The sequence below is a fragment of the Methylomicrobium lacus LW14 genome (assembly GCF_000527095.1).
GTDB classification, from domain to species: domain Bacteria; phylum Pseudomonadota; class Gammaproteobacteria; order Methylococcales; family Methylomonadaceae; genus Methylomicrobium; species Methylomicrobium lacus.
The window spans coordinates 1,124,969-1,144,221 of sequence record NZ_AZUN01000001.1 but is presented as its reverse complement, the minus strand read 5'-3'; the positions used below and the strand labels follow the sequence as shown (position 1 = coordinate 1,144,221).

At 53.5% G+C, this 19,253-nt stretch carries 15 protein-coding genes and 3 pseudogenes; 13 read left to right on the top strand and 5 right to left on the bottom strand.

All coding sequences use genetic code 11. The features are described 5' to 3' along the window. Positions 1–797: 797 nt before the first annotated feature. The 8 genes from METLA_RS0105125 (at position 798) to bstC (ending at position 9,643) form a co-directional block, all read left to right on the top strand. Positions 798–1,277, top strand: a complete 480-nt coding sequence (locus tag METLA_RS0105125; protein ID WP_024297532.1) for a hypothetical protein — start codon at positions 798–800, stop codon at positions 1,275–1,277. Between the two features lie 334 nt (positions 1,278–1,611). Then, positions 1,612–2,388, top strand: a complete 777-nt coding sequence (locus METLA_RS0105120; RefSeq protein WP_161635385.1) for an META domain-containing protein — start codon at positions 1,612–1,614, stop codon at positions 2,386–2,388. Between the two features lie 7 nt (positions 2,389–2,395). Continuing rightward, entirely contained in the window at positions 2,396–2,773 is a 378-nt protein-coding gene (locus METLA_RS0105115; protein ID WP_024297530.1) for a response regulator transcription factor, read from the top strand. Between the two features lie 318 nt (positions 2,774–3,091). Then, the gene (locus tag METLA_RS0105110) at positions 3,092–4,108 is read left to right on the top strand and encodes an NAD-dependent epimerase/dehydratase family protein (protein WP_024297529.1); all 1,017 of its coding nucleotides are present in this window, start codon (positions 3,092–3,094) and stop codon (positions 4,106–4,108) included. Between the two features lie 44 nt (positions 4,109–4,152). Continuing rightward, positions 4,153–5,259 carry a Rieske 2Fe-2S domain-containing protein gene (locus METLA_RS0105105; RefSeq protein ID WP_024297528.1) on the top strand — a complete coding sequence of 369 codons (1,107 nt, stop codon included), beginning with the start codon at positions 4,153–4,155 and terminating at the stop codon, positions 5,257–5,259. Between the two features lie 19 nt (positions 5,260–5,278). Next, the gene (bstA, locus tag METLA_RS0105100) at positions 5,279–7,990 is read left to right on the top strand and encodes a sterol transporter cytoplasmic membrane protein BstA (RefSeq protein WP_024297527.1); all 2,712 of its coding nucleotides are present in this window, start codon (positions 5,279–5,281) and stop codon (positions 7,988–7,990) included. After that, on the top strand, positions 7,990–8,826 hold the full coding sequence (gene bstB / locus METLA_RS0105095) for a sterol transporter periplasmic substrate-binding protein BstB (RefSeq protein WP_024297526.1): 837 nt from the start codon (positions 7,990–7,992) through the stop codon (positions 8,824–8,826). The genes bstA and bstB overlap by 1 nt, the downstream gene beginning before the upstream one ends. Before the next feature lie 4 nt (positions 8,827–8,830). After that, on the top strand, positions 8,831–9,643 hold the full coding sequence (bstC, locus tag METLA_RS0105090) for a sterol transporter outer membrane protein BstC (RefSeq protein WP_245598735.1): 813 nt from the start codon (positions 8,831–8,833) through the stop codon (positions 9,641–9,643). A gap of 102 nt (positions 9,644–9,745) precedes the next feature. On the opposite strand, the gene METLA_RS0105085 is transcribed toward bstC, so the two are convergent. The 3 genes and pseudogenes from METLA_RS0105085 to METLA_RS23920 form a co-directional block, all read right to left on the bottom strand. Then, positions 9,746–10,768 carry a hypothetical protein gene (locus METLA_RS0105085; RefSeq protein WP_024297524.1) on the bottom strand — a complete coding sequence of 341 codons (1,023 nt, stop codon included), beginning with the start codon at positions 10,766–10,768 and terminating at the stop codon, positions 9,746–9,748. A gap of 255 nt (positions 10,769–11,023) precedes the next feature. Further along, positions 11,024–11,608: pseudogene (locus METLA_RS23925) on the bottom strand (transposase); the annotation flags it as partial. Between the two features lie 208 nt (positions 11,609–11,816). Next, positions 11,817–11,972, bottom strand: a pseudogene (locus tag METLA_RS23920) (transposase); the annotation flags it as partial. Positions 11,973–12,145: 173 nt separating this feature from the next. Between METLA_RS23920 and tnpA the strand changes: the two are divergent. The 3 genes and pseudogenes from tnpA (at position 12,146) to METLA_RS0105065 (ending at position 14,090) form a co-directional block, all read left to right on the top strand. Beyond that, positions 12,146–12,531 (top strand): annotated as a pseudogene (tnpA, locus tag METLA_RS23835) (IS200/IS605 family transposase). Between the two features lie 117 nt (positions 12,532–12,648). Continuing rightward, a complete protein-coding gene (gene cmoA, locus METLA_RS0105070) occupies positions 12,649–13,377 on the top strand; it encodes a carboxy-S-adenosyl-L-methionine synthase CmoA (RefSeq protein ID WP_024297522.1) in 729 nt (242 codons plus the stop codon). Then, positions 13,377–14,090: a methyltransferase family protein gene (locus METLA_RS0105065; RefSeq protein ID WP_198408450.1), complete on the top strand. Its 714-nt coding sequence runs from the start codon at positions 13,377–13,379 to the stop codon at positions 14,088–14,090. The genes cmoA and METLA_RS0105065 overlap by 1 nt, the downstream gene beginning before the upstream one ends. A gap of 70 nt (positions 14,091–14,160) precedes the next feature. On the opposite strand, the gene METLA_RS0105060 is transcribed toward METLA_RS0105065, so the two are convergent. Continuing rightward, positions 14,161–15,057, bottom strand: a complete 897-nt coding sequence (locus METLA_RS0105060; RefSeq protein WP_245598733.1) for a CPBP family glutamic-type intramembrane protease — start codon at positions 15,055–15,057, stop codon at positions 14,161–14,163. 489 nt (positions 15,058–15,546) lie between these two features. Further along, positions 15,547–17,310, bottom strand: a complete 1,764-nt coding sequence (locus tag METLA_RS0105055) for a DEAD/DEAH box helicase (RefSeq protein ID WP_024297519.1) — start codon at positions 17,308–17,310, stop codon at positions 15,547–15,549. A 199-nt stretch (positions 17,311–17,509) separates the two neighbouring features. Between METLA_RS0105055 and dapA the strand changes: the two genes are divergently transcribed. Further along, positions 17,510–18,385, top strand: a complete 876-nt coding sequence (gene dapA / locus METLA_RS0105050) for a 4-hydroxy-tetrahydrodipicolinate synthase (RefSeq protein WP_024297518.1) — start codon at positions 17,510–17,512, stop codon at positions 18,383–18,385. Positions 18,386–18,391: 6 nt separating this feature from the next. Further along, positions 18,392–19,186, top strand: a complete 795-nt coding sequence (gene bamC, locus METLA_RS20590; protein ID WP_024297517.1) for an outer membrane protein assembly factor BamC — start codon at positions 18,392–18,394, stop codon at positions 19,184–19,186. Positions 19,187–19,253 lie beyond the last annotated feature (67 nt).

Here is a 19,253-nt window from a genome sequence, read left to right as displayed (position 1 = left end):
TCCGGTGGAGGCGGTGCTGGCGGCGGCGGGTTTTCCCGTAGCGGCGCCGCCGCAAGCGGCAGCCTCTCGTCCGGCGCGGGACAATACGGATCGAGAGGAGCCGGAACTTCGGCGGCCTCCGCGTCCAGAGCGTCTGGCCGGTCGCAGACCGCTCAGACCGCTTCCACGAACCGTGCGACGACCCAGCAAGGCCGTCAGACGACTTCGACGGCGAATCAGGCCCAGCGGCAGCAATACTCGAATCAAAACGTCGAGGAGCGTCAAGAAGGATACACTGCCAGAACTGACACGCGCCAGGAGGGTTCCACCGATCGGACGCAAGCGAGGCAGCAAACCGCGCAGTCCTACCACGGCGGAGGGTATTACCCGCCACCGTCTGGGCATTACGATGATGACAACTGGGACGATGGCGAAGTCGCCGCCGTCGCGATCGGAGCCGCCGCGCTGGGCGCGATGGGAGGCTACGCGGCTGGCCAGTCGACAACCACAACGGCCCCTTCTACGACCGTCGTCTATGCGCCGCCGCCATCGAGTTCCGCAAGTCTTCCATGCACTCCCAACACGGCTGTGGTTAACGGCGTGACTTATTATCAGTGCGGTTCTTCCTGGTATACCCAGGCATACGGTAATGCGGGTGTCATTTATTCACCTGTAGCTCCGCCGCCCGGATATTAGCCAAGAAACAGGGCGGGCAGTTGCAATATTGATCCTTGGGCCACGATGAGAGTTTACGGCGCGGCCAGCGCTGTTCAATCGGATAGCGGTTAAACCATAACTTACAGAGTAGGAGAATAACCATGAAACACACATCTTTGTCATTCACAATGGGCGCAAGCATCCTGTTACTCACCTCCACATTTTCATCAGGCGTTTCGGCGCTTACGGTTACACCGATGCAGGGGCAAACTCCGGATCAGATCCAAAGGGATCAGGCTGATTGCACTTCAATCGCACAACAGTCTTCCGGTTCGCAAACCCAGCCAGCCGCTCCGACTGGCGGCCGAGCGAAGGGGGCGGCTGCAGGCGCGATGGCGGGTGCGGCAAAGGCCGAGGCGCAAGGGCGGCAACGCGGCGCCTACGGCAATGTGAACGACGACATCAAGCAAGAATACCGTCAAAACGAAGCCAAATCTGCCGCAGCCGCCGGCGTTGTTGTCGGTGGGACCAAACAAAGGCACGATCGCCGCGAGGCCTCTCAACAAAGCGCTACGTCGTCTCAAGCCTTTGATCAAGCTTTTGGTTCATGCATGATGGGGCGGGGTTACAGCGTCCAATGATAGGTCTGTAACTCTATCTTGAGCCGGACGGGGTTGAAAATCCCGTCCTTTAGCAAGGGTTGCCTCCGTCGAACCCTCAAAATCGGCGCTGCTATCGGGTGGGGAGTTAGAAATGCATTTCTGTAAGTTATCGGCGGCTGTGTTACCGATGGTTCTTGCCCAGCTCTCGGCATGTGGCATTACCCACGGCGGGAATGTCGCCGATAAACCCAATCATAGCCATGTAAGCCCGGCTTTGACCGAGAATGTCCTGAACAATGCAACTTACCGGATAGATGAATTGGGCATATTTCGGCTCGCCAACGGCGAGTATCTGCACACGTACGGAGAAGGCATGACGCAGAGACATAAGGTCACTTTGGAGAAAGCGGCTTTCGGCGATCTGGACGGTGACGGACTCAGCGATGCCGCGGTCATTCTGGCATGGCAAAGCGGCGGTTCGGGAACGTTGAAGTATCTCGTAGCGATGCGGAATACCGGCAATGAACCCCGGCAGCAGGATAGCGTTTTACTGGGCGACCGCGTTCGGATCCGCGCGTTGTCGATCGCCGCCGGGGTAGTCAATGTGGAAACAGTCACGTTCGGTCCACGCGATCCGATGTGCTGTCCAACGCGGCAAGCGAAACAAGCCTATAGCCTGCGTGGCGGCAAATGGGCACAAAGTGCTGATGGGGTTGCGGCAAGCGCTTCGAATACAAATATTACCAGCATCGTCTGGAAATGGACGCGTTTTGAGGATACATCGAAAGTGCGCAATTTCGCTATTGACGATCCGAATCAATACACGCTGACTTTACTGCCAAACGGATCCTATCGGATCAAAGCCGATTGTAACCGTATGCAGGGTCAATACAGCCTGCAAGGCCGTCTCATCAGGATAGCGCAGGGGGCGGCGACATTGGCCGAATGTGGAGCGGGATCGCGTTATGCCGAGTATCTGAGGCATTTGAGCGCAGCGGTCAGTTTCGATTTGCCGGGGAGCAAACGCGTGTTGAAGCTGATGACGGATGGGGGGCATCTGGTTTTCGAGCATGGCGGCGAGGTATCCGAGAGCCATGAATATATTAGACCAAAGTCCATTATCTCTGATGCGCCAAACCCGCTAAAGTGACGCCACGATGAATACCGATAAGGCTGTTATAGCCGTCATAGATGATGAGGAGTCCGTTTGCAAAGGCCTTGAGCGGTTGTTGCGTTCCGCCGGGCTTACGGCAAAAACATTCCTTAGCGGCGCCGATTTCCTGCGCTTCCTGGAAACCGGCCGGCCGGACTGCGTCGTGCTCGATCTGAATATGATGCCGATGAACGGCTTTGCGGTTTTGGAACAACTTGCGCTGAATCGTACGAAATTGCCGGTGATTGTAATCACCGGCAATGACAGTGAAGAAGCCTACGAACTCGCCATGAATAACGGCATTGTCGCTTATTTGCGCAAACCGGTTGACGGTCAGGTTTTGCTGGATGCTATCGATGATGCTGTGGGGCGTAGAACGTAAACCTTCGTAAGCAGCATTATCGCGACGGCTTGCGGGTTTTCTATGCAAATCGATAGGATAAGATCCAATGATCGGATTGGAAATTTTAACTGATTGATCTGTATGAATTTGCGTCTGTAAGCAAATACCAACAGAACTTAGCCGGACACAGTATAATGACTCATTAAACTTGGTTAGAATTGTGATGGCCGGAATACCCAATTGCAAAATGCCTATGATGTTTTTTCCGATAGCTCGTTAAAGCGGGTGACATGAATCCGAACTCTTCAACCTGCTCCATGTGCTCCATTCTGGGTGTCAATACAGCGGATTAAAATTATGACTAAAGGCATCACGCTGGTTACCGGAGCCACAGGACATCTGGGCGCCAATTTGGTTCGTCGCCTGCTCGCCGATGGCGAGCAAGTGCGGGTGATGATGCATTCCGTACGCGACAATGGGGCACTCGATGGCCTGGATGTGGAGCGTGTGTTCGCGGACCTTCGTAGCCCTGATGCGGTTTCCGTGGCTGTGCGCGGCTGTACCCGCGTTTACCATTGCGCCGCTCTGGTTTCGACGATCGATGGGAGCGCGGCGCATAAGCGCGAACTATTCGATACCAACGTCCTCGGCACCATCCATGTTCTCCAGGCAGCCAGGCACCATAACGTCGACAAGGTGGTGGTGTCGGGATCGCTGAGCGCCACCGGTTACGAGCCCGATCGTTCCAGCCATGAAGGCATGCCATTCTATCCTTTCGATCGACATCTGCCCTATGGCTTCACCAAGCATCTCACCGAACATGAATGTCTCAAGGCCCATGCCGACGGCCTGAACGTGGTGGTTGCTACTTCCTGCGCGATCATCGGCCCCCACGATTATGCGCCATCTCGGATGGGCCGCGTACTGATTGATTTCGCGCACGGCAATCTGCGCGCCTATATTCCCGGAGGCTTCGAATTCGTATCCGGGCGAGATATTGCCGAAGGGCATGTTTTAGCGATGCGGCATGGACGCTCAGGGCAGAAATATATTATTGGCACAGCCTACGCCAGCGTGGATGATCTGATGGCGCTGTTCCGGGAAGTCACCGGCCGCCCATTGCCTCGGCTGCGGATGCCGCCGTTGCTGATGGCCGCGCTGGCCGAAGTGACCGACAAGACCTGGTATCGGATATTTCCGAACCTGCCTAGGCGTTTCACGCCGGCGGCGGTGCGCTTGCTTCAGATGCGCCGGCAGGCGGACCACGACAAGGCTAAACAAGAATTGGGCTACCAGCCCACCCCATTGTCCCAAGCGGTGCGGGAAGCTTACGAAGATTTCGTGCGCAGGGGCTTAATCGTCCCCGGCAAGTAAAGTACAAACGCATCCCTGCTTAACCGCGAATCGGAGTTCCGAAGATGAACAACACTCAGACAATAACTCCGCCCCCCGCCTTTGCGGAAGCCAAGACTTCCCGGCAAAAGGCACGTGCCGCCGGCATGGACCCTGATCGCTGGTATGTGGTGGAACACGACGGCGTCGTAAAAAAAGGCCAGGTGAAGGAGGTCATTTTCTGGAACACCCCCATTGCCCTTTATCGCGGCGAAGACAACGAACTCGCGGCCGTAGAGAACCGCTGTGCGCACCGCCAGCTCAAGCTCAGCCAGGGCGCGGTGGACAAGTGCAGTTTGCGTTGCGCCTATCATGGCTGGGCCTACAATAGGGAAGGCTGGCTGGAGGATTACTCCCACGACAGCTTCGGCAAGCCGCTGATCAAGAAACAGCTGCGGACTTATCCCGTGCAAGTCCGCTACGGCCTGATCTGGCTTTTCCCTGGCGATCCGGATCGGGCCGCCGAGCACAAGATACCGGAAATACCCGAACTCACCGGGGATAACACGTGGGCCAGCTTTGCCGTGGATTACACTTGGCAGACACATCATTCGATGGTGATGGAGAATATCTGCGATTTCTCCCATGCCTTCCTGCACCGTAAATACAAGCCTTTCATCGACGCCAAACTGACTCATCACGAGGCCGATGACGATCGGGTTTACCTGACTTATGATACCTATATGGCCGGCGGCCGGATTTCCGGGCTTTTCGTTGATCGTAACCGGGTCAATACCCGTTCCATCGAATTGTGCTACGAGTATCCCTACCAATGGACCAACACCGGCGGCAGCATCAAGAACTGGTCGTTTATGCTTCCGATCAACGAGCGGACCACCCGGGTGTTTTTCCTGTTTTATTTCGATGCGCTGACGATTCCGCTGCTTTCGATCAAAACCCCGAAGTGGCTGACTCAGTGGGTGCTGAATATCGCCAAGGCTCTGGTGTTCAAACCGATACTCGATCAAGACGGTGTCGCCCTGGAAGCCGAGATGTTAAGCTATGAAGCCTACTGGAATGCGCCGCCTATAGAACTGAATCCGGTCGTGCCGATGTTCCAGCGTCTCAGCACACGCAAGTGGGAGGCGTATCTGGCCAGAAAGGAGGCGGCTCAAGCTGCTTCAACGAATTGATTTACAACATTTCTGATTAATGAATATCACCCATCGCGCCGCCAAACTCGCCGAATGCTTTGCCCGAAACCCTTGGAAGATCTTGGGATTAGCCTTATCGCTCTCGGTTTTGGCCCTCTGGGCGACAGTGCAGCTCCCGGTCTACACCTCGCGGCAGGCGCTGCTGCCGCAGAACACAGACGTTGCGAAGCGCTTCAACGCTTTCCTGAAAAATTTCGGCGCCGCCTCCGATCTAATGGTCGTATTGGAGGGAGCGCCCCGTAGCGAACTGGAATCCTTTGCCAACGATCTGGCTGCCAAGCTAAGAGCGGAACCCGAGATCGGCCAGGCGACATCCCGTCTTGACATGGCATTTTTCCTGGACCATTCCTACCTACTGATGCCGGCCGAGGGTCTGGACAAGTTGACTGCGATGGCGAAACGGCCCATTCCGGGCGGTGGATTGGAAGAAAATCTGAGCAAAGCGTTGAGTTGGGCCAAAGACCACCCGCCACTGGGCGGGACCGACACCGACCTGCAAACCGCCGAAGCCGGCTTGAACCTGGCGGCGTTTTTCCTGGAAGAGTGGCAGCGCTGGCTGTCCGCCGAATCAGCGCCCGCCGCTTTGGACTGGAGCCGGCTGCTGGCCAAAAACGGGGCAGGGGGCATGGCCGATGGCTATTTTGCCTCGCGCGACGGGAAGATGCTGTTTTTGTTCGTCCACCCGAAAAATGCTTCCGGGGATTTCGAGTATCTTGGCCCCTTCGTCGAGAAGGTCAAGCAGGTGTCGGCGGCATTGTCAGGACAAGCCAAAGCCGCAGGCCACATTCCTCCTACCGTGGGTCTGACCGGGTTACCCGCCATAGAGTATGAGGAATACGTCAATATCCGCAAGGATATTACCCTGGTGATATTCACCTCCGCAGGCCTGATAGCCGCATTGATCTTGTTGGTGGTCCGCAGCGTACGCTGGGCTGTGCTGATTTTCATCCCTATGGGACTCGGCGTGCTGTGGAGTTTGGGGCTGGCCCTGGTCACCGTCGGCCATCTGACCATCATCACCGCCGCCTTCATCGCGATCCTGTTCGGTTTGGGGGCGGACTACGGCATCTTCACCTCCTCGCGCATCGCCGAGGAGCGACGGGCTGGCAAGCCTTTGGTGGAAGCCATCGGAGCCGGCATTGGCTCATCCTTTATCGCGGTGCTGACGGCGGGCGGTGCTTCGTTGCTGATTTTCGGCGCCCTGGCCACGGTCGACTTCCCCGGTTTCGCCGAACTGGGCCTGGTGGCGGCCAAAGGCGTGCTAATGATCCTGATCAGCACCTGGATGGTCCAGCCTGCGCTTTACGCCTTGCTGCCGCCTAAATTGAAAGAGATTAACTCGGCAATCACGCAGACAGTTCCGGCAGGACTTGGGAAATACAGTGGCAGGTTCCCCAAGCCTGCCGCAGTGGCTCTGGTGATTCTGGCCATAGGCTGCGCTGTCTTCGGCGGAGTCAAGGGTCTCGGTATCCCCTTCGACTACGACCTGCTGGGCATGTTGCCTAAAGATTCCCAGGCGGCCTATTATCAACGCCGCATGGTGGCGGAGAGCGACTACCAGGCTGAAGTCATCATTTTCACAGCCAAGGACATGGCCGAGGCCCGGCGGATTACCCGTGAAGCGGGCAAGCTCAACACGATTGCCCAGGCGCAGTCGTTGACCAGTCTGTTTCCTGAGGACAGCGGCGAACGTCTCCACAAAGCCGTGAGCATCGGCGAGTCGTTCGCCCGGACAGACTACTCCAGGCAGGTCGCTGCACTCGACCGGGCGGGCTTGTCCGAAAAATCATTTGAGTTATTGCGGGCAGTGCTCGAAAACAGCACCCCCATTATCGACGAAGCCCAGGAGCAGGCATTTTCCGCCGGACATTCCAAACTGGTCGAGAGTTTGGAGAATGTGCGCGGACAGCTTTCAGACATTTCAGCCAAACTCGCCGCCGATGGCGAACAGGGCAGGGTGCGCACCGAGAGCTTCTTGCGCGCCTTACTGTCCGGTGCGGATACCGGGCTCAAAGTCATCGACACTTGGCGGCAGGCCCAGCCACTTTCCCCTGAACAGTTGCCACCCGCCCTGCGCGACCGCTTCTTTGGCGCAGACGGCAGCATTGCGGTCTATGCTTTCCCGGCAAAAACCGTGTACGATCCCGCCAACCTCGACGCATTAATAAAAGACGTATATAGCATCTCGCCCGACGCGACCGGTTTTCCGACCACGCACCAGGTGTTTTCCAAGGCTGTGGTGGACGGTTTCACTCGCGGTACGCAGTTGGCCCTGGTGCTGTGCCTGCTCTGGATTATGGCGGCGACGCGCAGCGTGCGCGGCTTCGCGCTGGCGGCGCTGCCCTTGCTGATCGGCGGCGGCTGGATGCTGGGGCTTATGGCCCTGGGCGGCATTCGCTACAATTTCGCGAATATCGTCGCCTTGCCTCTCGTGATTGCGTTGGCGGTGGATTACGGCGTGTGGTTCAGCTATCGCTGGAGCGAATTGAAGGGCCACTCACCCTTAGAAGTCAGCCTGGCCGCCGGCAAGGTGATCGGACTGGCCGCGGGCACCGAGTTGGCCGGCTTAGGCGCCATCACCCTGGCCAGCTACCAGGGGGTGTCCTCACTGGGCATCAGCATCACCCTCGGATTGGTGTGCTGTCTGACCGCAACCCTTATCGTGGCCCCGGCCATCGGCCAATTATTGGATTCCAGGAGAAAACCATAATGCGAAAAACCTGTCTTATTATTGCCAGCCTATTGGCTTCCATCACCGCAAACGCCGCGCCCAATCCCGAAATGATCGTGGTGTGCTATCCCGGCGGCCTCGTTAATGTCAAGGACGCCAACGAGGCGATGAGTTCGATGCTGCGGGTAGTGGAGCGCGTCGGCCAGTGGCAGCAGAATAGCTTCATCAGCTTGTTTACCGCAAAATCGGACGAATGCAGACAACGGATGGCCGAAAAGCATCCCAAGTTCGCGATCACCTCTTTGGGTCTTTATCTGGAACTGCGCAGCCAACACAACTTGGTGCCGGTGGTCCAGCCCAAGATCAAAGGCCTGACCAAAGAGCGTTACCGGGTGATGGTGCAGAAGGGAAAGTACAAGAGCCTGGACGAGCTGAAAGGCAAATCCCTCGGCGGCACGGTATTGGAAGAACAATCCTACATCGGCAAGATCGTTTTTGCCGGGAAATATGATCCTGCCAGTTTCTTTGTGCTAAAAAAATCCAATCAAGCCATCCGTGCGTTGCGCGCATTGGACAAAGGGGAACTGGATGCCGTCATTTTGAACGAGCAGCAATTCGGCGGACTCGGTTCGCTGCATTTGGAGAAGCCGCTTGAAGCGGTCTTCACGTCCGAGGAAATCCCGCTGATGGGCGTGGTGGCCAACAGTACTATCACGACCGCGGAAGAACGCGCCCGCTTCAGCAAGGCGCTGGAGGGGATGTGTGCCGATACCGAAGGCAAAAAATTGTGCGAGCTGTTCGGAGTCGAGGCCTTCGCCGCCGTGGACCCGGCTGTGTTCGAACCGATGATCAAGCTGTGGGATAAGGGGAGTTAAGATTTTGCGTCACACACGATTTTTTGCGGCCGTTTCGATGCTGGCATTTGTTACGGGCTGCGCCGGGCTCCAGAGCGATCATGTTCGATTCGATCGGCATTCCGATTGCCCCAAGCAGACGGCAGATAAGATCTCCGCCAAACAAAGCCTGCTCGGCCCATTGAGCGACACCCATACCCTGGAATGTGCGCTGACTGTTCTGCGCGACAGCCAGGATATTGCGCTGCTGCGGACCTCGCTAGGCAGCCGCCTTTGCCTGCATCTGGCCGAGCGCGAAACTAACCCGGAAAAACGCGAAAAGCTGGCCGCCGAAGGCGTGGAGCTTGCCGAAACCGCCCTGACGCATAAGGGCGACGAGGAGGGGGCAGTGCATTATTATCTGGCGGCCAACCTTGGCCTGGCGGTGCGCGAACACATCACCGTGGCCATGAAGAACCTGGGTCGGCTCGAAAGCGAGATGAAACAGGCGCTGGCCTTGACTCCGGATATCGACGACGGCGGTCCGATACGTCTTTTGGGCGCGCTCTATCTGAAAGCCCCGGCTTGGCCCAATGGCATTGGCGATCTCGACAAGGCGCTGGAACTGCTGGAAAAGGCGGTCAAGGAACATCCAGGGCATCCGCTGAATCATCTGTTTTATGCCCAGGCACTGTGGGGTGATGGCGACGAGACTTTTCTTACCCAGGTAAAAGCCGAATTTGCGCAGGGCGAGAAGCTGTTGGCCGAAGGCAATTGGGGACACAACAAAGCGGCTTGGCAAAAGGAATTCGACGCGTTTCGGCAGGAACTTGGAAATGCCGCTTCGGCACACCCGTAACGATTGCCGCAAATCCTGAATCATTTGATTTCGCTGATGGTTCGACAGGCTCACCACAAGCCTTGGGCGGGCGAGTGCTTGAAACGGCCATGCCAGAGTTAATCAATGGCATTGGCCCATGTCACCGCAAAGGCGCTTAAAAGACTTGAGCATTTTGTCTTTCAGTAACTTTCGACCGATGATGTGTTTGACATCGCTGGCTATGCCCGCCACCTGGTCGGTATAGCTGTGCACCTGCTGAAAGACGACCGTACCGTCGCGATAGGGCAGGCAGCCGGTTATCCACTGGCTGGAATTGTAGGAATGCGGCGCATAGAATTCACGGGTCAACACCAAGAGGCCGCCGTTCCAATCCATACTGATGCGGTGTCTCAGGATGACCGCCGGACGGCTTTCGACTTTTTTTTCGACCCAGGGGAAGGCTTCGATCGCTCCGGTCGGCAAAGGTTTTGGGTACTCGATCCATGCCTTGTGCAAGGCGGGAAAGTAACGCGCCAGGATGACGCTGGCGTTGGCGGCCTGACGGAGTTCCAAGGAAGGCTTGGAATCCGGGCCATCCTCCCGAACATAAGGCGCTATCGCAGATGTTCCCCCGCGCCGATAAGCTTTGAAGCGCCGGAACAGAATCTCCCGGTAGTGCTGTAAGACCGCGCCTTCAAAGAAATTATGGGTTTGCTTGAGCGTTTTTAGACTGTCGATCTCGGCGGCGGACAGATTGAATTCGTCGCCCGGTTCGGCATCCGATAAGGCTTCGGCTTCTTCTCTGGACAGGACGACGGGGGCCAAGGAAGCTGAACCGAGGTGCTCTTTCAACAATCCGTACGCCGTGATATCAACGTCTAGCGGATCAGGGTTTTGCTGCCGTAAATGTTCGGCTACCTTGACTAAAGGAAGAGGCAGAAGCCAAGCGATGCCCGCCGCAATCTCATCGTCACTGCCTTCGTTTAAGGCATAAGCGACGGGTTGGCCTTGCGCTAGTTCGGCAATCTGCCCTTGATCCATCCCCAACACGCCCAACACCTCCTCGGTTTTGGGCGGGTCGGCGAATGCGGGAGTTCCGGGTAGGATAGAACTGATGCCCAGAAGCCACGCGAGGACGACGGCATGATTCGGTTTTTGTTGCATCGGGCGTCCCCTGGCGGCAAGCAGTTGCGGGTAGATAGCCAATTCGGCTGATTCACGGAGTTTAAAATAAAATTTGCTAATTTGGCGTCGAAACCATATCAGATACTTAGAGTCTGCTCAGTAAATCAGCCGGCGTAACTCCTAGGGCGATTACACAGGTCGAACCTGAAGTGAAGAAGAAAATAACCATTTCCGGGCCTGTTTAAACAGTCCTATAAAACCGGCGTAGCCGATTTTACCAAGGACAAAAAAGATCCTTTGCAGGATCAGCAGATTCATCACCAAGAAGATGCTGTTGATCCAGGCGAATGAGGTATCTGCCCGTTTGGCCCGGATGCAATTGAGCCGATAGCCGTTCTTGCCCTGGCCAAATTTGCCTTCAATGGGGATGCGTTGCAAATAGTCGTTTCTGCGCTGGGCTTTCTGCTGTTTTAGCTGCTCTCGGTTGGCGTCCGTCATTTGTTTCGGACGCCCGAGCGGCTTGCCGGCAAAGTGTATGCCGCGTTGCTTGAGATCATCGCGATTTGCGCGCGTTCCGTACAGTGAATCAGCCAATACGCGCTCCGGATAGTGTCCGTGCCGGGTGCGGTAGGCTTCGACTTGAGAGACCAAATCCAGCCCTTCATGAAAGGCATCCCAGCGCAGAGGGTCAACATGGGCCAAGCCGTCACCGGTCAGGCTGACATTGAGTTTGGCGCCAAACTCAACCGGCTTATCTTGTTTGCCCCGCACGATCGGCCGCACATAAGGCTGGCTGATGCTGACGATACGATGATCGCAGCAGCGTGCCTGGGCTTGGTATATCTCCCATTGCTGTTGATACAGCTGCTGAATCACCCAATTTGCCTTGCGGGGCCGGTTCAACTGGCTGAGGCGCCGGTGCCTCTGGCTCAATCGAAGGCTGCTCATCCAGGCTTTCGGGTGGTGGGGTTGGAGAAGGCGGTTGCTGCGGCGGTCCGGGCTGGCGTTTTTTCTTTTCACTCTCATGCGCGTCAATGACGGCGCGATGGAATGCAGCAAAGACCGCGGCTCCCATGCGTTTGCGGATGTCTACGAATAACGAGGGTGCAAACGGTTCGGCCTGTTGATAATCCGGCAGGCCGACAAAGTATTGCAGATACGGATTTTCCTGGATTTGCTGCACGGTCTCCATGTCGGAAAGACACAGCTTGTGTTTGATGATCACGGTGCCGATCACTAAGCGCGCGTCTAATGACTCGTTTTTCGTGCACTATTATACCTAAAAAATGGCTTATTTAATATTATTATCTAATGAGTTATAATATCCGAGTAGACTCTAATTAATTTTTTATTCTAAGATTTAAACCACCAGCTTTAGCCAGTAAACTTTGGCTGAAATAATGAAGGATAGGGGCTATGGAATATAGATATGACAGCCATATAGTATTTCAGATCGAGTATCATTTTGTTTTGGTGGCCAAATACCACTATGAAGGTCTTGCGAGGCGAAGTAGCGGATCTGGTCAGGGGGCAGGCAGACCTGTGAATCATTGAAATTCGAATATTCCGGGGTGTGGTGAGCAAAAATCATGTGCATATTTTAGTCAATGCACCACCGACGATAGCGGCGAGTGAAATTATTCCGCTTGAAGAATTCCCGCATTTGAAAAATGCGTTAGGGGCAACACTTTTGGGCGCGAGGTTATTTTTGCGCCACAGTTTGGCAGATGATGGAAGAGATGATTAAACAGTATTTGGAGCATCATTTTGAACCCAAGCCAAATGATGATTTTAAAATGTAACCCGATTAAGACGCGTCGTTCAGCAGACGCGTATCCGGACTTTCATTCCGTTACTCGAACTCACCGGTTTTTAGCCGGTGGATGTTAATTATTTTAAGCCCGTAGAATTCAGAAATTATGCATAAAGATCAGGTATTTAAAGAAAAAATACAAAAAGTTTCGGATTTTGAATTCGGTGCAACTGTTGCCAGTGTATTTGATGACATGGTGAACAGGTCGGTGCCTTTTTACGGAGAAATCCAGCGTATGATGGCAGAACAAGCGGCTGATTATGTCAAGTCAGGCACAGATGTTTATGATTTGGGATGCGCTACTGGAACGACATTAATCGGCATGAATACTTCAATAGAGGAGGATATTCGTTTTATTGGTATTGATGACTCTTCCGAAATGTTAGCTAAATGTCAAACCAAGCTGGAAGAGGCTGGGTTAAAGCGGCCTTTCGAATTACGCGTTGCAGACTTAAATGAAAGCCTAGAAATTTCTAACGCTTCGGTAATAATTTCGTGCCTGACTTTACAATTTGTACGTCCCATCAATCGAAAAAAATTGTTGAAATGTATTTTTGATGGACTGTACAGTGGTGGTGCATTAATTCTGGTGGAAAAAATATTGGCGGAAGACAGCGCTTTTAACCGCGACTTTATTAAATATTATTATAATTATAAGCGGCGTAATGATTATAGTGAGATGGAAATATCACAAAAGCGCGAAGCTTTGGAAAATATTCTTATCCCATATAAACTCAGTGAAAATATTACTTTATTGACGGAAATCGGTTTCGCGCATTGCGAAGTGTTTTTCAAATGGTATAATTTTGTCGGGCTACTTGCGGTGAAGAAATAATGATGATTCAAATAGGGAATTTCTTTTTTAAATATAGAAACTGGGTGTTTATTCCTCTGTATTTAGCGCTCTTTATACCGTCTCCTGAGCTAGTAACTATTGAACACCATAATTGGGTGATGTGGACAGGATTATTTATCACTATTTTGGGACAAGGAGTTCGATGTGCAACCATTGGTTTGGCATATATTGAGCGCGGTGGTAAAGACAAAAAAGTCTATGCATCGAATTTAGTGACGGAAGGGGTTTTTGATCACTGTCGGAATCCATTATATGTAGGGAATATCCTCAAATTGATCGGCATTGGCATACTGGCTAATTCATTGCTTTACATTGCGGTTTTTATCCCCGCATTTTTGTTTATCTATCAGTCTATTGTTCTGGCCGAAGAAAATTTTCTACGTAGTAAATTCGGCAAGGAATTCGACGCTTATTGTCAGCGCGCAAATCGCTGGATTCCAAGGTTCTCGGGTCTGTTTTCGACATTTAACAGCATGAATTTCAGGTGGCAGCGTCCTGTGGTAAAGGAAAACTCCTCCGTTTACGTATGGTTAATCGGTATTGTGTTGGTCTTATTATACAAGTACCCAGAACTTACTAGCCATGAAGTGCAATTACGTAACCAATTATTAATGGGTATATTATCGATACTTACAGTTATTTATTTGGGTATCCGCTATCTGAAAAAATCTGGAAAACTCCAAGGTCTGTAATATTAAATAGTTAATATTTTTTATGTGGAGGATTCCGATATGGTCCTATAGTTATGTTAGCCTGACAAAGTTACCTATACCGATGCCAATGTCGATAAGCCAAATAAAATATCGTTGCCAAAAATAGCCAGGCTGCGATTAAAGGCCCAACCAAACCATCGTAACTACTAACTAAATACAAATACGGCGAGCTATAGTTGGTATTAAAAAAATCTTTACTGAGTTTAATCTGCAATACCCAACTGGCATGAAACCCAATACATAAACCTAAGCTCTGTTTTATTTGCGTACGGACTACACTTAAGAAAATTCCCACCATAAACAAGCCCAAAAACGCGGGAAGTACCGCCGGGTTCGTCCATGCCCTAATGGCTTCACCAAATAACATAAAACTGGTTTTCAATGTGATATATTGATAGGGGATTTTGGTCGAAGTTTCTAAAAAATGCAAAGAGCCATAGTAGGTTGAACCTATTACAATTGCAGCCCATGTCGCCATTTTTTGCCGTAATCCTGTCAGCAATACACCACGAAATATAGGCTCTTCCACACAAGATATTAATAAGGCTAAAAATAGAGAAATACTGGTTTTTCTCACAACCATTTCCAGGGTCCATGTCTTAGTTTGATCAAACACATGTACTTCTAAGAAATACAACAGCCACAAAACTGGCAGCAAGGTCATAACTCCAAAAGCTAATCCTTTAATTAGCTGCTTAAAAAAAGTGCTCGTAGGGGAAAATCCCAATTCTGTCCAGCTTAGTTTCAAATAGGTACGTAACGGGAAAATGCTTAAAACCAGCAGTACCTGGGTAAGTTTTTTAATCATTTTACTTAGCGGCCATACATCACCAATTGCCATTAATATGAAATAGCTGAGTACACAGGAAATCGTAGCCAGTGAAAATAAAATGGCGAGAGGAGTTAGGGCAGCAATAAAATAGCCAATAAGTAATGATTTACGCAAAATTCCCCCATAACATTTGCAAGTCAGTTAAAGATACTAGGGTTGTGATTTCCGTTATTATAATTTTTTTTGTCTAACTTAGCGATTTATGAAGGCAATAAAGCCAGGCTTGTGTCGATTATAGATATGATTGCGTCAGATCAAAATCTGGTCTGTAGTGAAAGTCGTGGCCTATTTCGAGATTGTAGGCGACAGCCTCTGGTTCTTGTGGTATTTGAAGATAAACAGGTTTTTTCCATCTGTTTATTTGCGATTGGAATGATTTTGGGATGCTAAAAGGCGCTGCATTCAAGCGATTGCCAAGCGCCTTGGGCGACTGACGGAAATGAGTTTGCCCGATTTGAGTTTTTGACGTAGGCTGAGCGGGGTTATTTGCGTTGGCTGGGCGGAGTCGAAGCCAACAGTTCGCTTCGACTCCGCCCAGCCAACGATATATTTGCAATAGACTATCGGCTCATTCTTTCTCAAAAATCGCCTGAGTCCCTCAATTTAATCCTGACTGGCCGACTTGCCTTTTTTCGAGGTCGATGACATGCGTTTTTTGCTCTTCGCGGCCTTCTTGACCTCCGTTGAGGATTTTCCGGAGTGGTCGCTGAGTTTCGAGATGTTCAACCGCTGTCCCGCGACCCGGATATTCTTCAATTCCTGGAACAGTTCCTTCGGCATGCCGGACGGCAGTTCGACCGTGCTGTAATCGTCCTCGATCTTGATCCGCGCGATATGTTCGCCGTCCAATCCGGTTTCGTTCGCGATCGCGCCGACGATGTTGCCGGGCTTCACCCCGTGACTGTGGCCGACTTCAATCCGGTACATTTCCATGTCGATGCCGGACACCGTGTCGGTGCGCTTGCCTTTACGCTCGCGTTTCGGGCTCTCATCGGAGCGCGGCGCGAAATCTTCCCGGTGTTCCTTCGGTTTTTTCGGCGGTTGCTGCATCAACAGCGGCACGTCGCCCTGAACCAGCTTGGCCAGCGCGGCGGCGATTTCGATGGCGCTGACATTGTGCTCCACCTGGTATTGCTCGAGCAGTTGGCTGTAGAAGCTCAATTCCTCGGCCGCCAGCGTGTCGGTGATGTTTTGCTTGAAACGCGCGATGCGTTTGTTGTTGATCACCTCGGTCGAAGGCAGGTCCATCTGCTCGACCTTTTGCTTGGTCGCTTTTTCGATGTTGCCGAGCAGTTTCCTCTCGCGCGGCGCGACAAACAGGATCGCATCGCCGGTACGGCCCGCGCGGCCGGTCCGGCCGATACGGTGAACGTAAGATTCGGTGTCATACGGAATGTCGTAGTTGACCACGTGCGTGATTCGGTCCACGTCCAGGCCGCGCGCGGCCACGTCGGTCGCGATCAGGATGTCCAGCTTGCCGGATTTCAGATTCGCGATCGCGCGCTCACGCAACGCCTGCGACATGTCGCCGTTGATTGCGGCGGCCGAAAAGCCGCGCGCTTCGAGTCTTTCGGCCAATTCGACGGTTGCGGTTTTGGTTCTGACGAAAATGATCATGCCGTCGAAGGTTTCGGCTTCGAGGATGCGGGTCAGGGCGTCCAGTTTGTGCAGGCCGCTGACCACCCAAAAGCGCTGGCGGATGTTTTCGGCCGAGGCGGTGGTGACTTTGATCGTGACTTGTTCAGGTTCGGTCAGGTATTTTTGCGCGATCTTGCGGATCGGCGACGGCATCGTTGCCGAAAACAGTGCGATCTGGCGGTTTTTCGGGGTTTGGTCGAGGATCCATTCGACATCGTCGATAAAGCCCATGCGCAGCATTTCGTCCGCTTCATCGAGCACCAGTACGCTCAACTTATCCAGTTTCAGCGTGCCTCTCCGCATGTGATCCATCACCCGGCCCGGCGTGCCGACGACCACATGTGCGCCGCGGCTGAGCTGACGCAATTGCGAGCTATAATCCTGGCCGCCGTAAATCGGCAGTACATGAAAGCCTTTCAGATGCGCCGCATAGCGCTGAAACGCCTCGGCGACCTGGATCGCCAGTTCACGGGTCGGCGCGAGCACCAGAACCTGCGGGTCTTTTTGTCTGAGATCAATGCGGGACAGAATAGGCAATGCGAACGCGGCGGTCTTGCCGGTACCGGTTTGCGCCTGTCCGAGTACATCCTTGCCTTGCAGCATAAAGGGGATCACTTGCGCCTGAATCGGCGAGGGATTTTCATAACCGACATCCTTCAGCGCTTTTAGCACCGGCTCGATAAGCGCTAAATCCTGGAATGAGGGTGATGAAGGAACAGCTTGGGTCATGAATTTACCTGTACAAGGAGAGGGGCGTTGCCGCCAAGAAATGTCTATATAACCGCTCATTCTATAACAATTTTAAATTGCTTGCAGCATTTCAATGATTTGCGTCTTTGGCGGCGCCGATAATTACCAGCTGAGTTTTGCCGAGTTGCTTGGTATAATGGGCAAATATTCATAATATCCATATTTACCGAGGGAGTTCATGATTCAAGGTAGTATCGTAGCGCTGGTCACACCGATGTTTGATAACGGCGCGGTTGACAAGGAAAGCCTGAAAAAATTAGTCGAGTTTCATATCGAGGAGGGCACCGATGCGCTTGTCGCGGTCGGCACCACCGGCGAATCGGCAACCCTAAATGAAGACGAGCATTGCGATGTCATGGCCTCGGTGGTCGCCTATGTCGATGGGCGAATCCCGGTGATTGCCGGCACCGGCGCCAATTCGACGAGCGAAGCGATTCACCTGACCCGCCGCGCGAAGGAGATCGGCGCCGATGCCTGCCTGCTGGTCACGCCTTACTATAACAAGCCGACTCAGGAAGGTTTGTTTCTGCATTATCAGGCGATCAACGACGCGGTCGATATTCCGCAAATCCTTTACAACGTGCCCGGCAGAACCGCCTGCGACATGTTGCCGGAAACGGTCGGCCGCCTGTCCAAATTCACAAACATCGTCGGCGTCAAAGAAGCGACCGGCGACTTGTCCCGCGTCCAAAAAATCCGCGCTCTGTGCGGCGATGATTTCGCGCTTTACACCGGCGACGATGCGACCAGCCGCGAATTTTGCCTGTTGGGCGGCAACGGCAGCATCACCGTAACCGGCAACGTCGCGCCGAAACTGGTCCATCAAATGCTTGCGGCCGCGATGGCCGGCGATGCCGAGACCGCGCTCGCGATCGACGAGAAATTGACCGGCCTGCACAAGGCCTTGTTCATCCAGTCCAATCCGATTCCGGTCAAATGGGCGGTCGCCGAAATGGGACTGATGCCGCGCGGCATTCGCCTGCCCCTGACCTGGCTGACCCCGGATTGCTTTGAGACCGTGCGCGCCGCGATGCGCCAAGCCGGAGTCATTTAACCCACGATGAATCATCGTAGAAAGCAACTTTTGCTGATCACGGCGGCAACGCTGAATCTATCGGCGTGCGGCTATATCCAGAGCCTGTTTCCGGACAAGGAAAAGGACTACCAATACACGACCGAAATTCCGCCGCTGGTCCTGCCCGATGACTTAAAAGCCGGCGCTGCCGCCGATGCCGTCGAAGAGCCTTCGTTGCAGAAGGCCGAACCGGTAAAAGAGGAAAATCAGCCTGCCTCAGCCGAGACCGAGCCGGCGGAGACGGCTCCGGAGGCGGCCGAGGACACCGAAACAGCCGGCGCGGAAGCCAAGAGCGATCACCCCGAAGCCGAGCCCGAAGCATCCGAACAAGCCGTGCCGGAAGCACACTCCGAAGCCAAGTCTGAAGCCACGGATGCAAAAAAGGACTCCCAACAGGAAGGCACGCCGGTCGAACTGGTGCGTTTCTCGGATGGCGAGCGCCGCCTGAGAATCGCGAGTTCGCCCAACAAGGCCTGGCACCTGGTCAGCAAGGCGCTGAGCCGAAATTCGATCGAGGTGACCCAGCGCGATCAGGATCAGAAGCTGTTTTATGTTCAGTACCATCCCGAGGCGAGAAAAGCCGAGGACGGGTCGCTTCTGGATGAGGCCATCTTTCTGTTCAAGGGATTCGAGGTGAACGAACAGGAATATTTGCTGAAGTTGATCGCTGTCGATGACAAGACCGACCTTGCGGTCACCGACAAGGATTTGAATCCGGTCAGCGATGAGGCCGCGGTCAAGCTGTTACGGCTGTTGGGCGGCACCATTCAAGGCAAATAGGATTCCGTAGATACGGGTCTTTTATTTTTTCGGGGAGAGGAAACGGCTTCATGCCCGTTACCGTGAA